Annotated in this window: 12 protein-coding genes and 1 tRNA gene; 8 read left to right on the top strand and 5 right to left on the bottom strand. The window is 56.0% G+C overall.

The window, feature by feature from the left end; genetic code table 11:
- Window positions 1-147: 147 nt before the first annotated feature.
- From AWR27_RS18140 to AWR27_RS18130, 3 genes are all read left to right on the top strand, one after another.
- Window positions 148-2,520 carry a glycoside hydrolase family 20 protein gene (locus tag AWR27_RS18140; protein WP_077134066.1) on the top strand — a complete coding sequence of 791 codons (2,373 nt, stop codon included), beginning with the start codon at window positions 148-150 and terminating at the stop codon, window positions 2,518-2,520.
- Between the two features lie 130 nt (window positions 2,521-2,650).
- Entirely contained in the window at window positions 2,651-3,508 is an 858-nt protein-coding gene (locus AWR27_RS18135; RefSeq protein WP_077132498.1) for a hypothetical protein, read from the top strand.
- A 61-nt stretch (window positions 3,509-3,569) separates the two neighbouring features.
- Window positions 3,570-5,024, top strand: a complete 1,455-nt coding sequence (locus tag AWR27_RS18130) for an APC family permease (protein WP_077132497.1) — start codon at window positions 3,570-3,572, stop codon at window positions 5,022-5,024.
- Window positions 5,025-5,026: 2 nt separating this feature from the next.
- Here AWR27_RS18130 and AWR27_RS18125 read toward each other — a convergent pair whose 3' ends face one another.
- On the bottom strand, window positions 5,027-5,569 hold the full coding sequence (locus AWR27_RS18125; RefSeq protein ID WP_077134065.1) for a DUF2231 domain-containing protein: 543 nt from the start codon (window positions 5,567-5,569) through the stop codon (window positions 5,027-5,029).
- 134 nt (window positions 5,570-5,703) lie between these two features.
- Here AWR27_RS18125 and AWR27_RS18120 point away from each other — a divergent pair, with 134 nt between their 5' ends.
- A complete protein-coding gene (locus AWR27_RS18120; RefSeq protein ID WP_077132496.1) occupies window positions 5,704-6,330 on the top strand; it encodes a TMEM175 family protein in 627 nt (208 codons plus the stop codon).
- A gap of 15 nt (window positions 6,331-6,345) precedes the next feature.
- Complete coding sequence (locus AWR27_RS18115) at window positions 6,346-7,683, top strand: peptidoglycan DD-metalloendopeptidase family protein (RefSeq protein ID WP_077132495.1); 1,338 nt, start codon at window positions 6,346-6,348, stop codon at window positions 7,681-7,683.
- Here AWR27_RS18115 and AWR27_RS18110 read toward each other — a convergent pair.
- Window positions 7,678-8,763, bottom strand: a complete 1,086-nt coding sequence (locus tag AWR27_RS18110) for a glycosyltransferase family 9 protein (protein ID WP_077132494.1) — start codon at window positions 8,761-8,763, stop codon at window positions 7,678-7,680. The genes AWR27_RS18115 and AWR27_RS18110 overlap by 6 nt on opposite strands.
- 29 nt (window positions 8,764-8,792) lie before the next feature.
- Here AWR27_RS18110 and AWR27_RS18105 point away from each other — a divergent pair, with 29 nt between their 5' ends.
- The gene (locus tag AWR27_RS18105) at window positions 8,793-10,031 is read left to right on the top strand and encodes a M16 family metallopeptidase (RefSeq protein ID WP_077132493.1); all 1,239 of its coding nucleotides are present in this window, start codon (window positions 8,793-8,795) and stop codon (window positions 10,029-10,031) included.
- A gap of 91 nt (window positions 10,032-10,122) precedes the next feature.
- On the opposite strand, the gene creD is transcribed toward AWR27_RS18105, so the two are convergent.
- The gene (gene creD / locus AWR27_RS18100; RefSeq protein WP_077132492.1) at window positions 10,123-11,490 is read right to left on the bottom strand and encodes a cell envelope integrity protein CreD; all 1,368 of its coding nucleotides are present in this window, start codon (window positions 11,488-11,490) and stop codon (window positions 10,123-10,125) included.
- A 158-nt stretch (window positions 11,491-11,648) separates the two neighbouring features.
- On the opposite strand from creD, the gene AWR27_RS18095 reads away from it, so the two are divergent.
- A complete protein-coding gene (locus AWR27_RS18095) occupies window positions 11,649-11,975 on the top strand; it encodes a nucleotide pyrophosphohydrolase (RefSeq protein ID WP_077132491.1) in 327 nt (108 codons plus the stop codon).
- Window positions 11,976-11,992: 17 nt separating this feature from the next.
- Window positions 11,993-13,246 carry an aminotransferase class V-fold PLP-dependent enzyme gene (locus AWR27_RS18090; protein WP_077132490.1) on the top strand — a complete coding sequence of 418 codons (1,254 nt, stop codon included), beginning with the start codon at window positions 11,993-11,995 and terminating at the stop codon, window positions 13,244-13,246.
- Between the two features lie 74 nt (window positions 13,247-13,320).
- Here AWR27_RS18090 and AWR27_RS18085 read toward each other — a convergent pair.
- Window positions 13,321-13,392, bottom strand: a tRNA-Arg gene (locus tag AWR27_RS18085).
- A gap of 174 nt (window positions 13,393-13,566) precedes the next feature.
- Window positions 13,567-20,133 carry a cellulose binding domain-containing protein gene (locus AWR27_RS18080; protein WP_083732904.1) on the bottom strand — a complete coding sequence of 2,189 codons (6,567 nt, stop codon included), beginning with the start codon at window positions 20,131-20,133 and terminating at the stop codon, window positions 13,567-13,569.
- Window positions 20,134-20,356 lie beyond the last annotated feature (223 nt).

Here is a 20,356-nt window from a genome sequence, read left to right as displayed (position 1 = left end):
CCAAATAACGTGCCAAGATTTTTAGACGAGAGCGAATGCTACACGGTGAGCGTGGTACAGATAAATTATCAGTGCATCATGTGTAATTCGCCAATGCCTGATTTTGTACATTTGTCGGCTAACGAACCCGACTGTCTGATTCAAAAAATGTACATACAATTCGCTGCTACGGCCTTATTGGCTGCGTTGATTAGTTTTATTTCGAATCCCGCTGTTAGTCAGACTCTTGACCGTTATCCTGTTATCCCACGCCCGGCCCAGCTCGAACCGCGAACGGGTGAATTTATCTTCCGGTCTGGCACTACGCTGCTCGTACCCGTAGCGCAGCCTGAGTTGAAAGCCATTGCCGATACGTTTGCCAGTCAAATCAGTCGAAGCAGCGGCCTGACCGTAGCCGTGCGTACTGTAAATCGGATGGCTGTGCCGGGACCAAATGCCATTCAGTTTTTGCCCGTCCGCGATACGGTTTTGGGCAATGAAGGCTATCGACTTGATGTTACCGATAAGCTGATTACGGTAGAGGCTACTACACCGAGAGGCTTCTTCTACGCCGTGCAGACAATCTATCAACTGCTGCCCGCATCGGTACTGGGTGGTGGGTCGCAGTCTATACCGGTAGCTGCTCAGCCGCTGACAGTGAAATTGCCCGCCTGCCGCATTCAGGATCGCCCACGCTACGTCTATCGGGGGCTTCACCTCGACGTAAGCCGCCATTTTTTTCCGGTAGCGTTCATCAAACGGCAACTTGATTTGATGGCTCTGCATAAATTCAATACCTTTCACTGGCACCTCACCGACGATCAGGGCTGGCGCATCGAAATTAAAAAGTACCCAAAACTCACGCAGATAGGAGCCAACCGACGCGAAACGCTCATTGGTCACTACGACGACTATGACCCGCAGGTGTTCGACGGGCAACCCTACGGTGGCTTCTACACGCAGGAGCAGGTGCGCGAGGTGGTTCGGTATGCCGCCACAAAACACATCGACATAGTGCCGGAAATAGAAATGCCGGGCCACGCGCTCGCGGCTTTGTCGGCCTATCCTGAACTCTCCTGCGACGGAAGTAAAACCTACCAGCCCGCTACCAAATGGGGCGTTTTCAACGACGTATTCTGCCCGAACGAAAAGACGTTCGCGTTTTTGCAGGACGTGCTGACGGAGGTAATGGCTCTATTTCCAGGCAAGTACATTCATATCGGTGGCGACGAATGCCCGAAAGATGCCTGGCGAAAGAGTGCGTTCTGCCAGCAACTGATTAAGCGCGAAGGGTTGAAAGATGAACACGAACTGCAAAGCTGGTTCATTACCCGCATCGATAAGTTTGTGACTAATAAAGGTCGTCGAATCATTGGCTGGGACGAGATTCTGGAAGGGGGGGTATCGCCCAATGCTACGGTCATGAGCTGGCGCGGCACTAAAGGTGGCATCGAAGCGGCCCGCCAGCGTCACGATGTGATTATGACACCGGGCGCGTACTGCTACCTCGATCATTTACAGGGCGATCCGGCGCAGGAGCCGATGGGTTTCGGGGGTGTACTGCCGCTGGAGATGGCCTATTCATACAATCCCACAGCCGCCGAACTGACGCCCGAACAGCAGCAGTATATTCTGGGCGTGCAGGGAAACCTCTGGACCGAATACATTCCCAATGCAACCCAGGCCGACTATATGACGTGGCCCCGTGCGGCTGCGCTGGCCGAAGTAGCCTGGACACCCCTCGCGCTGAAAAATTATGACGATTTCTCACGTCGGCTGCTCGCGCATTTCGAGCGGCTCGACCGGCTGAACGTGAACTATTCGCGCACGTTTTTCGACCCGGCTTTCGCGGCCAAACCCACGCCCGACGGAAAAGCAGAAGTAGCTCTGTCGGCCAATATGCTTGTGCCCGACATTCGCTATACACTCGATGGCAGCGTACCATCGGGCGAGTCGGCGCGGTATGAAAAACCACTGCTGCTCGATAAATCGACGGTTGTTCGGGTGGCGGCCTTCAACGGACCGAAGCCGCTGAACCAGTTGGCAAAAGTGCAGAAAGAATTTATTGTCTCGAAAGCGACGGGCAAATCATACAAACACCTGTATGCACCGACCACTGGCCGACCCGACAAAGGGCAGTTGCTCACCGACGGCAAAACGGGCGGTATGGGCGGCTACGAGGTGGCCGACGTGGTTTCGTTTGCCGACGATTTTGGCGTGGTCATCGACCTCGGTCAGTCGCAGCCGGTGCAGGGCGTTCGGGTGGGTTTTCTGAAATATACGGCCAAGAACATGTGCCTGCCCAAACAGGTCGAAATTGCCGTTTCAGACGATGGGCAGACGTTCCGGCCCATCGACACCTTCAAAACCAACCCCGCCGAAAACGGCAAACGCGCCTTCGTGCGGCTCCCATTCGACTTTGCGCCCACCACCGCCCGCTACGTGCGCATCGTGGCCCGCAGCGTGGGCAGCGTTCCGGCCACGATGCGTAACCCCGGCAAGTCGGCGCAGATGGCGGTCGATGAGGTAGAAGTGCGGTGAGGATCGTAATTACGACAAGACACGCAAATTTTCGGAGAAGTGTTCTAACCGCTTTTTAATGAGCTGTTTAGTGGTTTTTAATGAAAGGGTATTCATTAGTTGATACATTTCCTCAAAAAAAGCCACAGCCATGAAACGCAGTCTTTTTGCCGCCCTCCTGGTCAGCCCATTAGCGGTGCTGGCGCAAACGGGATCGTTGCCCTTGCCACTTTCCGACTCGCTCAAACCGATTCAATTTCGCGAGATACCCATTACCTATGGCAACCGCTCGTGGGTAAGCACCGCTATTCAGCGTACCTACACCTACGACGGTATCGACGTGCAGGACCCCGAACGCGAACTTTGGCCGGTTATGCTGAAACTCAATGATCCTGACGTGGAGCGCGAACATATCGTATATAATCAACTGGTGCGGGGGCAGCGCGAAGCCGGGACGCTTGCCGCTATATTTTTCTGGCCCGGTCTCGTTGCCCTCACGATTGGAGCTGTGCAGGCTGATTCGTATGACCGGCAGTTGCGCGAACGGCGAAACAACTGGTATCAGCAGCCCGCACAACCCGTTACAACTACGCAGTTAGTGCCTGATATGACGGCCTGCGGTGCCTGGATCGGGACCGGCAATGGTAATGGAACGTTTACATACACCTGCCAGTCGGGGCCGCATAAGGGCTACCGCACCACCGTAAGTGGCAATGCAACACCCGCCGTAATGGTGTCGCGCCCCGTCACTACAGCCGCAACTTTTCCGGTGGGTAGTCCGCCTACCGAACTGCCCAACATACCCAACGGGCGTGGGCTGATGATTGGCGGGACTATTTCGATGTGTATCGGATTGATAGCGGCCCTGTCGGGGCCGCGTGGCCGGGGTGATTCGTTTCTGCGGGCGGTGCAGTACTACAACCGGGCATTAAAGCAGAAAGTATCGTGGGAGATACGGCCCTACTCAACGCTCGGTATGTCGGGGGCGAGTTTGGTGGTCCGCTTCTGATTGGGCAACCGTTGGATTTTCGGCGAAACTTACGCTTCTTGTACACTTATTGTCTTCCTGTATGCAAGATCAAGTTCTGGCCGAAGAAAAAACCGAGTTCAAGCGTTCGCTGAGTCTACTTGACTCCACCCTGATTGTGTCTGGTTCCATGATTGGTTCCGGCGTCTTTATCGTCACTGCCGATATGGCCCGCAACCTCGGCTCGTCGGGCTGGCTGCTGATGCTCTGGGTGCTGACGGGCGTACTGACGGTGGCGGCTGCGCTCAGCTACGGCGAACTGGCGGGCATGATGCCGAAAGCAGGCGGGCAATACATTTATATTCAGCGGGCATTCGGGTCGCTAACGGGCTTCGTTTACGGCTGGACGGTCTTCATGGTCATTCAAACCGGCACCATTGCCGCCGTAGCGGTTGCGTTCACCAAATACACCGCCGTGTTTATACCGTCATTAAGCCCTGAAAATGTGCTTTTTATGCTGGGGCCGGTGAAAATTTCGGCGGGGTCGCTGTTTGCCATTGCCAGTTTGGTGCTGCTGACGTGGCTCAACAGCCGGGGCGTGCAGAGTGGGAAACTGGTGCAAAATCTGTTTACGTCGGCCAAGCTGATTTCGTTACTCGGCTTGATTGTCATTGGCATTGCCGTTGGTACGCAAAGTGGGCAGTTGTCGGCTAACTTCGCCGATGCCTGGAACGCCACGACGACTGCTGCCGATGGCTCAGTGGTGCCGCTGGCGGGGCTGGCTCTGCTGTTGGCGTTTGGCACGTCGATGATTGGCTCACTTTTTTCGGCAGATGCCTGGAACAATGTCACCTTCATTGCGGGCGAAATCAAGAACCCACGCCGGAATATTCCGCTGGCCCTGTTGTTCGGAACACTCATCGTAACAGTGATTTATTTCCTGGCCAACGTGTCGTACCTGTCGATGCTGCCGCTGAAAGGGTCGCCCACGGCTACTGATATTCTGGGCCGGGGCATTCAGTTTGCCGACGCCGACCGTGTAGCCACTGCCGCCGTATCGACGCTGTTTGGCGACGTGGCTGTGGCTGTAATGGCCGTGCTGATTATGATTTCGACGTTTGGCTGCAACAACGGCCTGATTCTGGCCGGGGCGCGGCTGTATTATGCGATGGCAAAAGATGGCCTGTTTCTGAAACAGGCCGCCGAACTAAACAAGAACGCCGTGCCGGGCAAAGCACTCTGGTTTCAGTGCATCTGGGGGTCGGTGCTGTGTTTGTCGGGGCGTTATGGCGATTTGCTCGACTACTGCACTTTTGCCTCGCTGATTTTTTACATGATTACCATTGCCGGGCTGTTTCGGCTTCGGCGCACTGAACCCAACGCCGAGCGGCCCTACCGGGCGTTTGGCTATCCGTTCATTCCAGCCCTGTACATCGGGGCCACGCTGCTGATCTGCGTTATTCTGCTGTATACGAAGACCTTCAACACCGGCATGGGATTGCTAATTGCCGGGCTGGGTATTCCCGTGTATTTTTTCGCCATGCGGGGGCGGGGGTAAATTCACGCAAATCGGCTATGTTCTTCCGTATCGGTGATACGCCCGCCTTCTCCGTCGATGTCCGTTGCCGGGCGACCAGAAAGTGAGTTTGGTGCGTTGAGGTGTGCGCCATCATCGACACCCACGCCTAACCGGTTGACTAATTCGCCACCAAGCCAGCCCGTAAATCCGACCAAAGCAAAAGCCACGAACGACACCACCAGCGCAATGACTGAGGGCGCATAGCTGATTTCGTCGCGTCGAAAGAGCCAGCTAATGGCAAACAAAATCAGGACCAGCACATTGCCCATGCCATGTGCCAGACCAATGCGTTTGGCCCGCGTTCTGGAGGGAATAGCGAACCAATCGACCCAGCCGGGCAAAGTAGCTACCAGCCCGCCCAGAAGGCCAGCCACAATCATCCAGTATGAAACCTGCGCGAATGTGGGATTATTAGTGAGCAGATAGACTACATCGAAAAGAACAGAGGTAGAGAGTAACCCCAACGGAAACACAATCAGAATCGGGTGGGCCGCATGACCCGCCAGCTTAGCCTGGCTTTCCATAAAACAGTTGGTTGCGTAAATGTCTACTCCGTGAACATAAGCGATTTTTCTTTGTTTGAAAAATTTGCTAACAATCGACACTTAACTTTTTGAGCACTGCATCGTTGTTCAGGTGACTACTCAACAAACGATAAATGGCCGATTTTCAGGAGAATGAAACCGTGCGCATGGAAGCGTTCAGCGATGGTGTACTGGCAATTATCATTACACTGCTGACGTTTGAACTGAAAGCACCAGAGTTCAAGGAAGAATACACCAGCCGAACCCTTTTTTGGGAATTGCTGAAGCAGTGGCCTGCTTACGTAGCTTTCCTGCTCAGCTTTGCTACCATCTTCGTGATCTGGGTGAATCACCACCGCATGTTCAACGTGATTCGCCGGAGTGATGCTATGTTTCTGTATCTCAACGGCTTGCTGCTGCTCCTGACCAGCCTGATTCCGTTCGCCACGAACGTACTCGCTACCTACATTTCTACGTCAGCCGACGAACTGCCTGTGGCATTTACGATGCTGTTGTTTGGTGCCATTGCGGGCACGTTCTCCCTGATGTGGAAGCATGCAACAACGGATTACCGGCTGCTGAAACGTCCGGCGGCTGACGTGCGCGTCCGCATGGTACAAAATGGTTTTTTAATCAGTGCCAGTATTTACGCTGGCTCGGCCCTGCTTGCGCTCCTGCTGCCAATGGTCGGTATCCTGATCGGTTTGCTGATGGTCGTGTATCTGTCGCGGCTGAAATATGATCGCCAGAAAGTCGTTTAATACTACAGAACTAATATGCTTCTCAACAACATACTTCGTTTTTTCATAATTGTTGCGCTAACCGGCTGGGTTGCCGCCTGCACAGGCATTGGGCCGGGGTCAACGCTTTTTCGGTCGTCGTCGCCCCGCGAAGAGTACGGCCAATCGCTCAAACAGGCTAAACTCGACCGCACCGCCCTCGGCTCCGACTGGTTAGCCGCCGGAGATCGTGCCCTCCGCGACTCGCTCCGTATCACTGTTCCGTATCGCGAAAGTGGCTATTTTTCGGCCAGTCGTGCCTTTGCCGTGGGCTACCGGCTCGACGCGCAACGGGGCGATAAGCTGCTGATTCGGGTCGAAACGCAGGGGCAGAAGTCGGCGCAGGTATTTATCGACGTGTTTGCCCTCGAAAGCCGCGACCGGGTTAGTCTGGTGGCGTCGTCGAAAGCTGATACCAACGTGCTGGCCTGGGAACCGCGCCGAACGCAAACCTATCTGATTCGGATTCAGCCCGAACTGCTCCGAACGGGCCGCTACACAATTTCAATTACGCGCGAACCGGCTTTGGCGTTTCCCGTGCAGGGCCGCGACAGTCGGCAGATCAGCAGTTTCTTCGGTGTTCCGCGCGATGGCGGACGTCGGCGGCACGAAGGTGTCGATATTTTCGCGCCTAAGGGAACGCCTGCGCTGGCTTCGGTCAACGGCATTGTGTCGGGCGTGGGCACAAACCAACTGGGCGGAAACGTAGCATTTCTAACCGATACTGAACGCAACATCCGGCTGTACTACGCCCACCTCGACCGCTGGAACGTAGCCAACGGGCAGCGTGTAGTGGTGGGCGATACCATCGGGTTTATAGGAAATACCGGCAATGCCCGCACCACGGGTCCGCACCTTCATTTTGGCATTTATGGCTTCTCTGAGGGGGCAACCGATCCGCTACCATTTATCCGGCTCGGTCGTGGTCCGGCGCGACAGGTGCTGCCCAACCCGGCCCGGCTTGGCGATTCGGTGCGTGTACTGGCTGCCCGTTCTGCCCTTCGCTTCAGCCCCACCGCCGACGCGCCTATTGTGCGGGAGTTGCCCAAAGCCACGGCCCTGACAATCATTGGCGGCACGGAAGCCTGGCCCCGGGTTGAACTTTCCGACGGACAAGTGGGCTACATGGCGGGCAGCACCCTCGAAAATGCTACGCGCCCCCTGCAACGCCTGACACTGACCGAACCCACTAACCTGCTCGATGCCGCCGACCCTTCAGCGGCTACTATCACAACCGTGCCTGTTGGCTCGGCGGTTGAGGTGCTGGCAACTGTCGGTACGTTTCAGTTAGTGCGTGCGGCCAAAGGTGTTACGGGGTGGGTGGTACGTTTATAAATGCGCCAGTTCGTCGACAGAAATACCCCAGCCGCATTCAAAATGCCCCAGCGGGCAGGTTTTTCGCCCATGTAGCCCACACGGCTTGCACTCCAGCGGCTCCCGCACCTGCACCACCCGCGACACGTCGGCCAGTGGCCCAAACCCAAACTCCGGCACCGTTGAGCAAAACACCGCCGTTGTTGGCGCGTTCATTGCCGAACATAAATGCAGCGGTGCCGAATCGTTCACATAGTTCATTGCCGCCCCCTGTTGCAAAGCCGCCGACTGTAGCAAACTCAATTGTCCTGCCAGAACTACTACCCGGTTCGCCTGTTGCGATTGTTCACGAATGTGTTCGCAGGCGGCAACATCAGCAGGTGCTCCCAGCAGATATACCATTGTTGTATCCGGCAATGCGCCAATCAGTTCGGCCCAGCGTTCGGCGGGGTATTGTTTCGTGAACCAGACCGACGTGGGTGCAATGCATACGTACGGTTGCGCCTGATAGGATTTTACGGCGTCATAGTCGGCGGGCGACGGGTAGAGTTTTGGGCGTGTACCCTCACCCCCGGCCCCTCTCCCAGAACGGGAGAGGGGGGAACTGCCTGGAGTATTGCTCCCCTCTCCCGTTCTGGGAGAGGGGCCGGGGGTGAGGGTGAGGGCGTGTAACATCTGCGCATTGCGGTCAACTTCGTGCACGCCCGGTGCGAACCGATGCTCAACGCGGTGTGTAAAAAAGCGCGAAAACGGATTTTTATTGAAGCCGATGCGGATTTCAGCCCGCGAAAATGCAGTCAGTAAGCCCGTAGTGCCGTAGCGTTGCAGGTTCAGGACGGCGTTGTACCGGCGGGTGCGAATTGTTTGCAGCAACTGCCATAAACTGCCGTATTTATTCGTTTTCTTTTCCCAGATTAGCACCTCGTTCAGAAACGGATGGTTTGCCAGCAACCCCTCGTTGCCCCGACGAACGAGCAGGTCGATGCGGGCATCGGGGCGGGCCTGGTGCAGTTGTTCGAGCAGGGCCGTAGCCAGAATAACGTCGCCGATAAACGCCGTTTGAATAATCAGGAACCGGGGCGGAGTGCTTGCGGTTATCATCAGTACGCCGAGCGCGTCAATACCTACGAATGGAAGATTATTTAGTACATACATTGCCCAATGGAATCCGCATCGCCCATCGTCAAATACCGCATACGCAGATTGCACACTGCGGTATCATGCTCGACATTGGTAGCCGCGACGAACAGCCGCATCAGCAGGGAATAGCCCATTTTTGGGAACATATGGCTTTCAAAGGTACGGAAAAGCGGAAATCGTACCATATTATTACCCGACTTGAAACGGTTGGGGGCGAATTAAATGCCTATACAACCAAAGAAAAAGTCTGTTTTCATGCGTCCGTTCTGGGTGCGCACTTCGAGAAAGCGGCTGAACTTCTGGCCGACATTACGTTCCATTCGATTTTTCCCGAAAAACAAATCGAACGCGAACGGGGTGTTATCCTCGAAGAGATGGCGATGTATTACGACTCGCCCGAAGATGCCATTCAGGATGATTTCGATGCGCTGATTTTCCCAAACCATGCGCTGGGAACCAACATCCTGGGAACCACCGACACGGTTGGTTCGTTCCGGCGCGAAGACCTTCAGCGGTTCATTGCCGAAAACTACGACACGCGCCGGATTGTCTTTGCGTCGGTCAGCAATTTGCCGTTTAAGCAGGTGGTGAAAATTGCCGAAAGGTATTTCAGCGACGTGCCTACGCAGCAGTCGGCCCGGCAACGCCGAACCCCGACCGACTACGTGCCGCGTCAGGACCGTGTAGAGCGGCCTATTACGCAGGCTCAGTGCGCTATCGGTCGCCCCGCCTACGGCCTGACCGACCCGCGCCGACTGCCGTTTTTTATGCTCGTAAACCTGCTCGGTGGTCCCGGCATGAACTCGCGGCTGAACCTCAACCTGCGCGAAAAATACGGTCTTGTGTATTCTATCGATGCCAACTATACGCCGTATTTAGACACGGGTTTTCTGGGCATTTACTTCGGCACCGATCCGAAGAAAGTCGATAAAGCACAGTCGCTGATCAGTAAAGAGCTAAAACGACTCCGCGACCAGCCCCTCACGACGCTGCAACTGCACCAGACCAAAGAGCAATTGATTGGGCAGTTGGCTATGGCCGAAGAAAGCAACAACAGCTTTATGCTGATGATGGCAAAAAGCCTGCTCGACATTGATCGCGTAGAATCTCTAAACGACATTTTCAACGACATCAATGCCGTAACGGCCAGTCAGTTACAAGGTCTCGCGCAGGAAGTGTTCGTAGAAGATGAGTTTTCGTCGCTGACATTCGTGCCGGAGAGGGAATGAAAAGTGAATAGTTAAAAATGAAAAGTGAAAAGTTGGCTGACGCAAAAAGAACTTGCATGCGTCAGCCAACTTTTCACTTTTCATTTTTAACTTATCCCTCATACGCCTTATACCAGTTCACGTTGCGGGTGAGGTACATGATCGTCCCCAGAATCAGCAACAGGCCCACACTGCCCAACAACAGCGAGTAATCTTCAAGTTGTAGCAGCGAGTAGAAAAAGCCATAGAGCAGAGCCAGCACCGCCGTAAACAGGCCCGTCAGTCGGGCGTTTTGGAATACGTAGCGGACGTAAAACGAAATCAGAGCCAGCACCACCACCGAGCAAATCAGATAGGCCAGATTGAACGTCAGATGCTCTGAAATAGCCAGCAACAGTACATAAAACAGACAAATGGCGAACCCGACCAGCAAATACTGAATCGGGTGAATCCGTTGTCGATTCAGTATCTCTACGAAGAAAAACGCTGAGAACGTAATCAGAATGAACATGATAGCGTATTTGGCCGACCGGGTGGTTTTCTGATACTCATCGACGGGCAGCAATAGCTTGACGCCAAAGGCTGTGTTGTCGGTTGCCAACTGCGGCTGTCCATTTGCTGTCACGGCGTCCATGAACGGGCCAACGCCCTGCTGCGCGAAATTGCGGTTATACTGCAACACCTTCCACGACGCCCGGAAACCGTCGGCTTTCACGTCGCGCTCGTCGGGCAGGTACGCCCCGCTGAAACTTGGCGTGGCCCAGGGCGAGGTAAGCGCAACCGTCGTTTGTTTGCCAAACGGCTGAAAGCTCAGTTCTGTACTGCCGTTCAGGTTCAGGTCGCACGTAAAACGGATGTCGGTGGCGTCGGCGGGCAGCAATGCACTCACCCCCGACCGCAGCACGTCGTTGGTCGGAATGCCCGGCTCCACCACCAGCGACTTGCCGTTGACCTGCATCCGAATGGTATCTTTAATGCCTTTCATATCGGTCACGCCCAGCGAAATAATGGCTTTATCCCACTGCAATGCACGTTCGTCGATGCCCAATCGCTCCGCCAGCGGGCGTTTCAGCGTAGCCCGAACCGTGAGCCGGGTATTGTACAGCATAACGGAATAGATGCCCCGGTTGCGTTGCTCCGGCTGTATGGAGCCGGTAATCTGGAGATCGTCGGGCAGGGCGTGGGCGTAGTCGGTGCGGGTGGTAGTGCGGCCTTTCTCGTCTTTCTCGATAACCGTAAACGGTACGCTCAGGACCGGCCCGGCAATAATTTGGGCATTGCCCCATTTATCGCTGACCTCTTTTACGGCGTCGGTACGGGTTTGTTCGCGCTCCGTAATCAGCGACTGTACCATGCTCGTTGGCACCAGCAACACCAATACAAGAATGCCTACAACTATGATTTTGAGCATGGTAGATGTGCGTACCCATTGGTTAACCCGGTCTAAAGCCGGTACAGACGATTGAGAGTCGGCATTCATTTTTTATGTTATTAAAAGTACTTTGCAAAACAAAGTAAAAAAGAAACACAACCAACTCTCACGCATGAATTATTTTTTATCGGTCTTTTGAATCGCCCGCGTAAGCCCAAACCAATCTATTTTTTGTATGTTCGGGCTTACGTCTAATCGGCCCATTTATGACCCTACAAGAAGCCCAAACTACTGTCGATGGCTGGATCAGGACCGTTGGTGTGCGGTACTTCAACGAACTGACCAATATGGCAATGCTGACCGAAGAGGTCGGCGAAGTGGCCCGGATTATTGCCCGACGGTACGGCGAACAGTCGGAAAAGGAATCGGACAAAGCCAAAGACCTCGGCGACGAAATGGCCGACGTGCTGTGGGTACTCATCTGCCTGGCTAACCAAACAGGCGTTGACCTGACGGAAGCGTTTCAGAAAAATCTCGAAAAAAAGAACGTTCGCGACGCCACCCGTCATAAGGAAAATCAGAAATTGCAGTAGTCTATCGTCACGACGCCATGACCCGAACCGACTTTTTGCGGGCTTCGCTTGGCCTGCCTTTGCTGCCCGACCTGCTCAAAACCCTCCCTGAGTTGCCGAACACGTCCGTAGCCGATCTGGTCCGCGACGAAACGTTCTGGGCAGATATTCGGCGGGGCTACGCGCTCAAACCGGACTACATCAATCTCGAAAACGGCTATTACTGTATTCAGCCGCAAACTACGCTCGACGCGTTTCGGCAACATATTGGCGCCGTAAACCGCGAAGGCTCATATTATATGCGGACGCGGCAGTTCGAGGATAAGAACGAAGCCCGGCGGCTCGTGGCCGAAGTGGCGGGTTGCTCTGTTAGTGAACTGATCATCACCCGAAATACAACCGAATCCATCGATACAGTAATTGCCGGTCTCGACTGGAAACCCGGCGATGAGGCTGTTATGGCTCTACAGGATTACGGGGCCATGCTCGACATGTTCCGGTTGCAGGCGCGTCGGTACGGCGTTGTAAACCGCATCGTTTCGGTGCCCAATCACCCAACTTCCGACGATGAACTGGTTGCCCTGTACGAACGTGCCCTAACGCCCCGCACCAAACTGCTGTTAATCAGCCATATCATTAATATCACGGGTCAGATTTTGCCCGTGAAGAAAATCTGTGCGATGGCCCGGCAAAAGGGTGTTCAGACGATAGTCGATGGGGCGCACGCGCTGGCACATATCCCGTTTCGGGTTGATGAACTGGGTTGCGATTATTATGCCAGCAGTTTGCACAAATGGCTGAGTGTACCGCTGGGGGCGGGTATGCTCTACGTCCGTAAAGACCGGATTGCGGGCTTGTGGCCGTTGTTTGGCGACAGTAGCTTTGCCGACGACGATATCCGCAAACTGAACCATACGGGCACGCACCCCGTGCATACCGACCTCGCCATTGCCGACGCCGTGGCCTACCACAATCGCTTAGGGGGGTCGCTTAAAGAAAACCGGTTGCGCTACCTCCAACGCCACTGGACCGAACCGGTGCGGAACCTGTCTAATATCCGGCTCAACACCCCCGCCGACCCGCTGCGGGCCTGCGCTATTGCCAACGTGGGCGTAGTAGGCATGCCACCAGCTACGCTCGCCAAAACCCTGCTCAGTCGCTTTGGTATCTGGACCGTTGCCATCGACAATGAACCGGCGGGTGTTCAGGGTGTGCGCATTACCCCCGGCTTGTTTACGTCATTAGCCGACGTAGATGCGTTGGTGAAGGCGTTGCGGGTGCTGGCGGGGTAGGGAAAAACCAAACGTCTGTGACGAGCTTATAAATACAAAAAACGCTAACTATCAACAAGTTAGCGTTTTGTAAGTGCTCCCGAAGGGATTCGAACCCCTATCGATGGTACCGGAAACCATAATTCTATCCATTGAACTACGGGAGCGGTTTCCCCTGATTTGGGAGTGCAAATATAGTATATGAGGGCCTACGGCGCAAGCAAAAACCGAAACAAGATTGCATAAGGCAAAAAACAACCACGAGCCATACCGGCCCGTGGTTGTATGCATTACTGTAACCTATGGAACTACAGAAGAAAAAATCGTACATAAGCTCTGGCTCACTGCCGCAATGCGCGCAACGTAACCGACTTCCGGGCAGTATTGACGTGTAAAAGAAACAGACCGGGGTTGCGACTGCCACTGTCGAGCGAGCGTTCTTCTACGGCTCCGGCTGCATCGATGTGCTGCTCGGCAACAACCCGACCCTGAATGTCGGTCAGGCTTAACCGCAGCGATTGCCCTTCGGCTCCGCGTATCTCCACGCGTATGTCACGGTCTGGGCTGGGGTTAACCAGCAGGCGAGCCTCCCAGGTATCGGTTGTTTCAGAAGCTGGCAGTCGGCCACCAGCGGCTGGGGGTTCGGTGCCGTAGATCAACTGCCCTTTGTGATACACCGTAACGCGGCTGTTCTCGGCGAAGGTGCTACCCGACAGATACGAGTGGTCGTTGGCCTGATCGAAGTTCGACCAGTCGGCTTTGTTGATCCGGTACTGTATGTTGCCCGTGTTACTGCGCGGAAAGAGCGAACCCAGCGAGGGTTTGAACGCCATCTCGACATATACGTCGGCTTTGGTGCGGGCGGGGTTGAGCCGCGTAAACTGGCTCGTTACGTTGCCGTTGCCCAGTTTGGCGTAATCGAGCGAGTAGGTAAGCGCGCTGCCGCCTTCGCTGGTAAACCAATACCGCACGTTCAGGTCTTCGTACCTGATCGGTACGTTGCCGGTATTTTCTATCTTCAGAAACGTACTGATGGCGTTGGCACCGCTGCTTTGACTCGACGTAAGCACCCGTACACCCTGCACTGCGGGCACTACCGCTGGTTCGGTGCCCCAGATTAGTTGCCAGTTGCCCTGCGCATCTTTGCGGTAAAGTGTAACACGGTCGTGGTTGGCGTAATTGCTGCCCGCCCGGTACGAATAGTCGTCGGCCTCGCTGAGCTCGGCCCAGTCTTTGTTGGCAAAACGTGACTGAATGGGGCCGGTACTGCCGTTGGCCCACAGGTCGCCCGCCAGTTGTGCAAAACTGTACTCGATATAGCCATCAGCACCAGAGCGAGGCTGTTCAGTACGGAAATACTTCATCTGCACGTAGCTGTTGCCCAGTTGTGCGTGGTCGATCCAGGTGTTGATGTCGGCAAAGTTTTCCGCCGTAAACCAGTAGCGCATTTTTAGGTCGCCGAGCGGAACGGGCGTATTAGCGTCGTTGACGATGCGTAAGTACGGTTTGATGTTGTTATTGGTCAACTGCCCGTTGTCGCCGTCGGCGTATTGTACTTTCAGGGCAGGAGCCATTACTGTTACCGTCACGTTGGCCGGGCTACTCACACACGAGCCAATAGAACACGTGCCGCCATAGACGAACGTACCAGTCTGCGACGTAGAGACGATGATGCTGCCCGTGCCCGATGTACTGTTGGGACCTGTCCAGTTGAGTTGGCCCGTGCAGTTGGTTGCCACGAACGTAACGCTGCTGGCGTTCTGCGTCACCGTAGCCGACTGCTGCCCGCCTGCGTTGGCCCAGTTGGGAGCTGCCGGCGTACTGAGCGTCAAACTGGTAGTAGCCGATGGTCCCGAACCGGCTGCATTCGCACAAACCGCTGTGTAGTTATACGTTCCGGCTGCGGTTGGCAAGACGATGGCTGCCCCGCTGATGGTGCCCTGGGGTGTTCCCTGCCACGTAACAGCACCGCTGGCGCAACTCGCCGTGAGCGTAGTGCTACTTCCGGTACAAGCTGTGCCAGATGCGGGCAGTCCGCTAAACGTGGGAGCCACTGTAGGCGCGGTTTCACCAACGAGCGTCAGTACCAATTGCGGAATATTGACGGCATCTTCTTTGGTTCGCCAGGAGAGCCAGTTGCCCGCCGTGTGGTTGATGGCCCACGACAGCAATTTGTCGCCCGTTAGTACCGACTGCACCAGGTCCGTTACGTCGAACTCGACATACGTATTATTGGTGCTCGACGAAGCCGTTTTCAGCACCGGGTCAGTGGGCGAGGGTAGCGAACTCTGGTTCCGCTCAGACCAGCTTTTGGTCGATGCGTTTTTCAGCGTCATTGTGATGGCGTTAGGCGCAAACAGCCGCAGTTTGGCGTTCGAGACAGTGCCCTGTACGTTGGCGAGGTCGAAGCGGGCAAACGAGTTGTTCCACTGGCTCAACGTAGCGTAGGGGGCCGTTCCGATGGCGTTGTCGGGGGTGCCGGTGTCGTCGGTGGTGGTCATCACGATGCTCGTGGCCGACGCTGCCGCCGTTGTCACTGCAAGGGCCGCGCTGGACGTACCGTTGCCCGCGCCATCGACCGCGCGCACCGTAAACGAATAGCCGGTACCGGACGTCAGATTCTTGACGAGCAGCGTTTGCAGTTCCGCCGATACGGTTCCGATCTTGTTCGCCCCGTTGAAAACCTCGTAGCTTATGACACCCACGTTATCGGTAGCGATGGCCCACGACAGCCTGAAGCCCGTTTGCGCCTGTTCGGTCGCAGTCAGGCCCGTGGGGGCCGTCGGTGCCTGACTGTCGGTAAAGGCCGCCGTGCTGATGATTAGTTGCGGCTTCGGCCCGGCGTTTTCCTTCGTACCCAGACTCACCCAGTTACCGATGTGGTTGTTGACCTGAAACGACGCAATTTTGTTACGTCCCGCGCCCAACTCAGCCAATACGTAATTCGTTACGTCGAACTCGATAACCGACCCTGTACCCGACGGCAGGTAACGCGTGCTGATGGTTGTGGCATTTTGCGGATTGGTGCTGCCGGTCTCGGTCCAACCGTCCTGATCATCGGCAAAGACGCCGAGGTACGCCAGCATAGCCCGCCCGTCGGTTTTGTTCAGTCGCAGCAGGGCGCGGGTAGGGGTGCCCGACACGCCCGCAAGGTTGAACTTGTAGTAGGCGTTCGTAAACTGACTGTGATTTACCGTAGCGCGGGTGCCGTTACCGTCGTTGTCTTTGTCGTCGGTGGGCAGTAGTTCGTAGCGCGGATCGCTGAGTAGGGTGGTGGCCGTAACCGCGTTACTTTCGCTCGATACGTTCCCGGCCCCGTCGAACGCTTTCACCGTAAACGTGTACGACGTACCGGCGGTAAGGCCCGTTACCGAGAAGGCGTTGGTAGTGCTTTCGCCCACTTTGGTGCCGTTCTGGTGGATTTCGTACTTCGTCACCGCTACGTTGTCGGTCGAGGCCGTCCAGCCGAGTTGTACGCTTTGGCTGAGGGCATTTACCACGCTCAGGTTGGCTGGTGTGCTGGGTGCCTGCGTGTCGGCAATGTCCTGTGCGGTCAGGCAAACGTCGTCGATGAGCAGGAAACCCCCGCCTACGAAGAATTGCATCAGTAGCTTATCAGCACCTGCCGGGGCATCCAGCGGGCCAAGCGCAATCTCCTGATAGTCGGTATTGGTGATATTGGTTTCGATTGCGCCCGGCAGTTCCTGATTCGCGCTGTTCTGGAAGGCCAGCTTCATACCCGCGTAGTTGGTGTTGCCCTGCCGCTTGATCTTTACCCGCAACGTATATTTTTTGATCGCCGGGTTAAAGATAATCTGGTGCATGTAGTTGCTGAGCTTGATGGCCTGCACACCCGATACCGCATCGTCGGCAAGCGTAGCATTACCGAACGACTGGAAGCCGGAGTTGGTCGTAGACGCCCCTGCCGTGATGTCCGGTGCCTCTACGTCGCCGTTGACCGCGAGATTGCCGGAACATGTAAAGCCCACCAGCGGAGATACCGTTACGTTCACCGACTGCTGGAAATTACCGTCGGCGGTCGTAACGGTGATCGTGGCCGTACCCTCGGTTACGCCCGTTACAACTCCGTTAGCGACAGTTGCTACGCTGGTATTGCTGCTGCTCCACGTAATGTTGGCGTTGGTGGCATCGGTGGGCTGTACCGTAGCCGAGAGGCTACCCGTGCGTCCGACCCGGACGGTGAGTGAGGTGGGCGATACACTAATGCCCGTTACGGCCCGGCGCACTACCGTTACGTTCACCGCCTGGCTGAAATTACCCTCGGCGGTCGTTACGGTCACTACCGCGCTGCCCTCGGCCACGCCCGTGATGGTGCCATCGGAGCCGACTGTTGCCACGCCGGTGTTGTTGCTGCTCCACGTAACGCCCTGATTGGTCGCATTGCCGGGCTGTACCGTGGCCGTTGCCGAACTGGTTCGACCCAGCACGACGGTAAGATTAGTGGGGTTTATCGTTACGCCCGTTACGGGTACGCCCGTGAACGGCGGCTCTTCCACGGCATTCAGAAAACCAAACGCCATAATCGACCACCGCTGCGTCTGGTGTACGGTGAACTCCGACGAGAGGGGCGTGGGTCGCTGATCGAACCAGCGTTCGTGGCCGGGCCAGGTGTCGAGGTTGGCGGGCGTGATGGTTTTTTCGGCCCAGTGAATGTCCCACCAGCCAATTTGCGCCGGGCGGGGGTTGCTGGTGCGCCATTGTCCGTAGGGTACGATGCCGCTGCGGGTAGTGTTGGTGGCCCCACTATACCAGCCATCCATGTGGAACAACTCGCGGGGGTAGCGCTTGCCCATGCCCGTTACCCACGTCTGGTTGAGCGGGTTGTTGCCTAAGAAATAGTCGGCGGTGGTGGCAATGTAGGGCAGGTACTCGCTGGCTTTGGCCGGGTTGTTGCCACGCAATACGCAATACGCCATAATGCCCTGTGTAATCATGGGCGACGTGCCCTGCCCCACCAGCATCGGAAAGAACCAGTTGCCGCCCCAGCGAGCCGCCCGCCTGTTGGCCGAGTTCACCAGAATCTCATCGCCCGTGCTGACGGCCTTTGCCCGGATGGCGGCCAGAATCGTAGCGTCAGCAGTGCGGTTGGCAGGCAACGTAGCATAGGCCCATAGCCCCAGTCGCCCGTCGTCCTGTAGGTCGATGCCGTTCAGGTCCAGCGCGTTGAAATCGGTTTTGAACTGCGTATGATACGCTTCGGTGCCGGTTAGTTTGTAGAGCATGGCGGCTGCGTAGAGCCGGTCGTAGCGCAGCACGTAATCGCCTTTGGGTGTTTCGTCGGCGGGGGTTTGTTTGCTCAGTGCCCAGGCGTAGGCGTCGATGGCTTCCTGCTGCCAGTTGATGTTTTCGGGATCGGTAGCACCAGCGAGGCTCAGGTTGTAGGCCATGTGTGCGGCTAAGCCAGCGTAGCGGAAGGTGGTCCAGACGTCGGCCCCGGATACGTACCAGTCGCGGTCGGTATCGGTCCAGGAGGCTTTGGTTGTACCGTCGGGCCGCTCGTCGCCCCCCCAGAGATCACCGAAAATACGCGAGCCACCCACACCCCCGTCGCCCCAGCCGTTGGCTACGATGGCGTCTTTGGTACGTTTGTAGTAACGCGGCAACCAGCGGGCTTCATCGAGCAGATCGGGTATACCGTTACCGGTTTCGGCTAATTTCAGGCTATTGTCGGTAAACTTCGTCGGGAAGCTTTCGTACAGAAACAGCAGGTCGGCGGGCACGCGTGAGTGCGAGAAGTACCCGTCCCAGTCGCCCGCATCCTGGTAGAAGCCCCAGGTGTTGATATTGCCTTTCTTACCAGCTTCAAACGCGGCTTTGGCCGTAGCTCGCTCGGCACTGCTGCCGCCATCAGTCACGTAATCGGCGGCTCGTGCCGTGCTGTAGAACAGCCGGTTGCTGAAGCCCGGCGTAACGCCAGGGTTGTGCGGTGCCGGGCGGTTGTGGTCGCTGATGGGGCCAGCCGTGATGGCAATGCCGCTGCGGTTCTTGAACAGCCCGTTCATCACCGCCGTAAACGGTTCGGTATAGACGTCGTTGCCAATCGCAAACTCAAATGACGCGCCAACACCTTCGACCGCCAGCCGATACGTACCGGGCGTAGTCAGGCCGGAGAAGTTACACTCATAGACGTCGGCACTGCTGAAGTTGGCGTTGGGCGAGTCGGTCGGCTGACCGGTTTCGGGATTCGTTTTGCTCTTCCGAAAAACCAGCTTGCCCGAAAATGCTACGGTATTGTTCGCGGTATTGACCACCCAGAAATCCTTACCGGCGTAGTTGGTCAGGTCCAGCCCGCCTTTGTTGCCGAGCCAGTGATAGACGTAACCGTACTTCAGAGCCGCGTTGGGTTTATAGCCCATCTGATTGATGTGAACGGCTTCCGAGCGGATGGTTTTCTCATCGTATGTAAAGTTCCAGGTGCTACCATTGCTGCCGACGGCCCCGGTGTTGAGCGTATAGGCTTTGCCGCGTTGCAGGGGCGTAGGCAGGTACAGATATAGCCAATGCTCTTTGGCATGGTCGGCGTCAGTGTTGACGCAGCCGTTCGGTCCCCAGTTCTGACACAGGAAAGCGTAGTCGGTACCCTTACTCTTACGTCCCAGGTCGACGGGGCTTTTGGCCGTACCGTAGGCCGGGTCGTTCGTGCTGCTGAGCTGATACGTCGTGAGCGTGGTGGCCAATCCGACATTCAGCTCGGTTCGCACTACCGACTCATCGCCCCGTTTCTGGCCGAGCGTGTGTTTGTTGACAAAGCCTTCGTCGAGGTGTACCATGACGATCCGGTCGGTGAGGGGCAGCACCTCGACAATCTGCTGGGCAGTTACCGCACTGACGGCAGTTAGTAACGCGCCCACAAGCCAACATAAGGTTGGGAGTAGTTTTTTGTGCATAGGAGGAGGGGTTTAGGGCGGGGCAAACCCAGCCGGGCCAAAAGTATATGAACGTATAGCGGGCCGGTTAGACGATTTCGGCATTTTCTTGGACGTATTCCGCAAGCGTTATTTTTCGAGCGAATGATCGCATTCTTGACTCGCAATGGATACGATTAGTATATTGTCGGGATTTTTTTGACTGAAAACGGGGCATCATCGCTCACATATAGCAGAGTGAGTT

The sequence above is a fragment of the Spirosoma montaniterrae genome (genome assembly GCF_001988955.1).
Classification (GTDB): Bacteria; Bacteroidota; Bacteroidia; order Cytophagales; family Spirosomataceae; genus Spirosoma; species Spirosoma montaniterrae.
Note: the sequence above shows the minus strand (reverse complement) of the source record. Positions and strands in the feature narration are given on the sequence as shown.

Bases quoted from the DNA above. Each gene is read 5' to 3' on its own strand.
- AWR27_RS18140 (WP_077134066.1), top strand. From the start codon at position 148: ATGTACATACAATTCGCTGCTACGGCCTTATTGGCTGCGTTGATTAGT.
- AWR27_RS18135 (WP_077132498.1), top strand. From the start codon at position 2,651: ATGAAACGCAGTCTTTTTGCCGCCCTCCTGGTCAGCCCATTAGCGGTG.
- AWR27_RS18130 (WP_077132497.1), top strand. From the start codon at position 3,570: ATGCAAGATCAAGTTCTGGCCGAAGAAAAAACCGAGTTCAAGCGTTCG.
- AWR27_RS18125 (WP_077134065.1), bottom strand. From the start codon at position 5,569: ATGGAAAGCCAGGCTAAGCTGGCGGGTCATGCGGCCCACCCGATTCTG.
- AWR27_RS18120 (WP_077132496.1), top strand. From the start codon at position 5,704: ATGGCCGATTTTCAGGAGAATGAAACCGTGCGCATGGAAGCGTTCAGC.
- AWR27_RS18115 (WP_077132495.1), top strand. From the start codon at position 6,346: ATGCTTCTCAACAACATACTTCGTTTTTTCATAATTGTTGCGCTAACC.
- AWR27_RS18110 (WP_077132494.1), bottom strand. From the start codon at position 8,763: ATGATAACCGCAAGCACTCCGCCCCGGTTCCTGATTATTCAAACGGCG.
- AWR27_RS18105 (WP_077132493.1), top strand. From the start codon at position 8,793: ATGGAAGATTATTTAGTACATACATTGCCCAATGGAATCCGCATCGCC.
- creD (WP_077132492.1), bottom strand. From the start codon at position 11,490: ATGAATGCCGACTCTCAATCGTCTGTACCGGCTTTAGACCGGGTTAAC.
- AWR27_RS18095 (WP_077132491.1), top strand. From the start codon at position 11,649: ATGACCCTACAAGAAGCCCAAACTACTGTCGATGGCTGGATCAGGACC.
- AWR27_RS18090 (WP_077132490.1), top strand. From the start codon at position 11,993: ATGACCCGAACCGACTTTTTGCGGGCTTCGCTTGGCCTGCCTTTGCTG.
- AWR27_RS18080 (WP_083732904.1), bottom strand. From the start codon at position 20,133: ATGCACAAAAAACTACTCCCAACCTTATGTTGGCTTGTGGGCGCGTTA.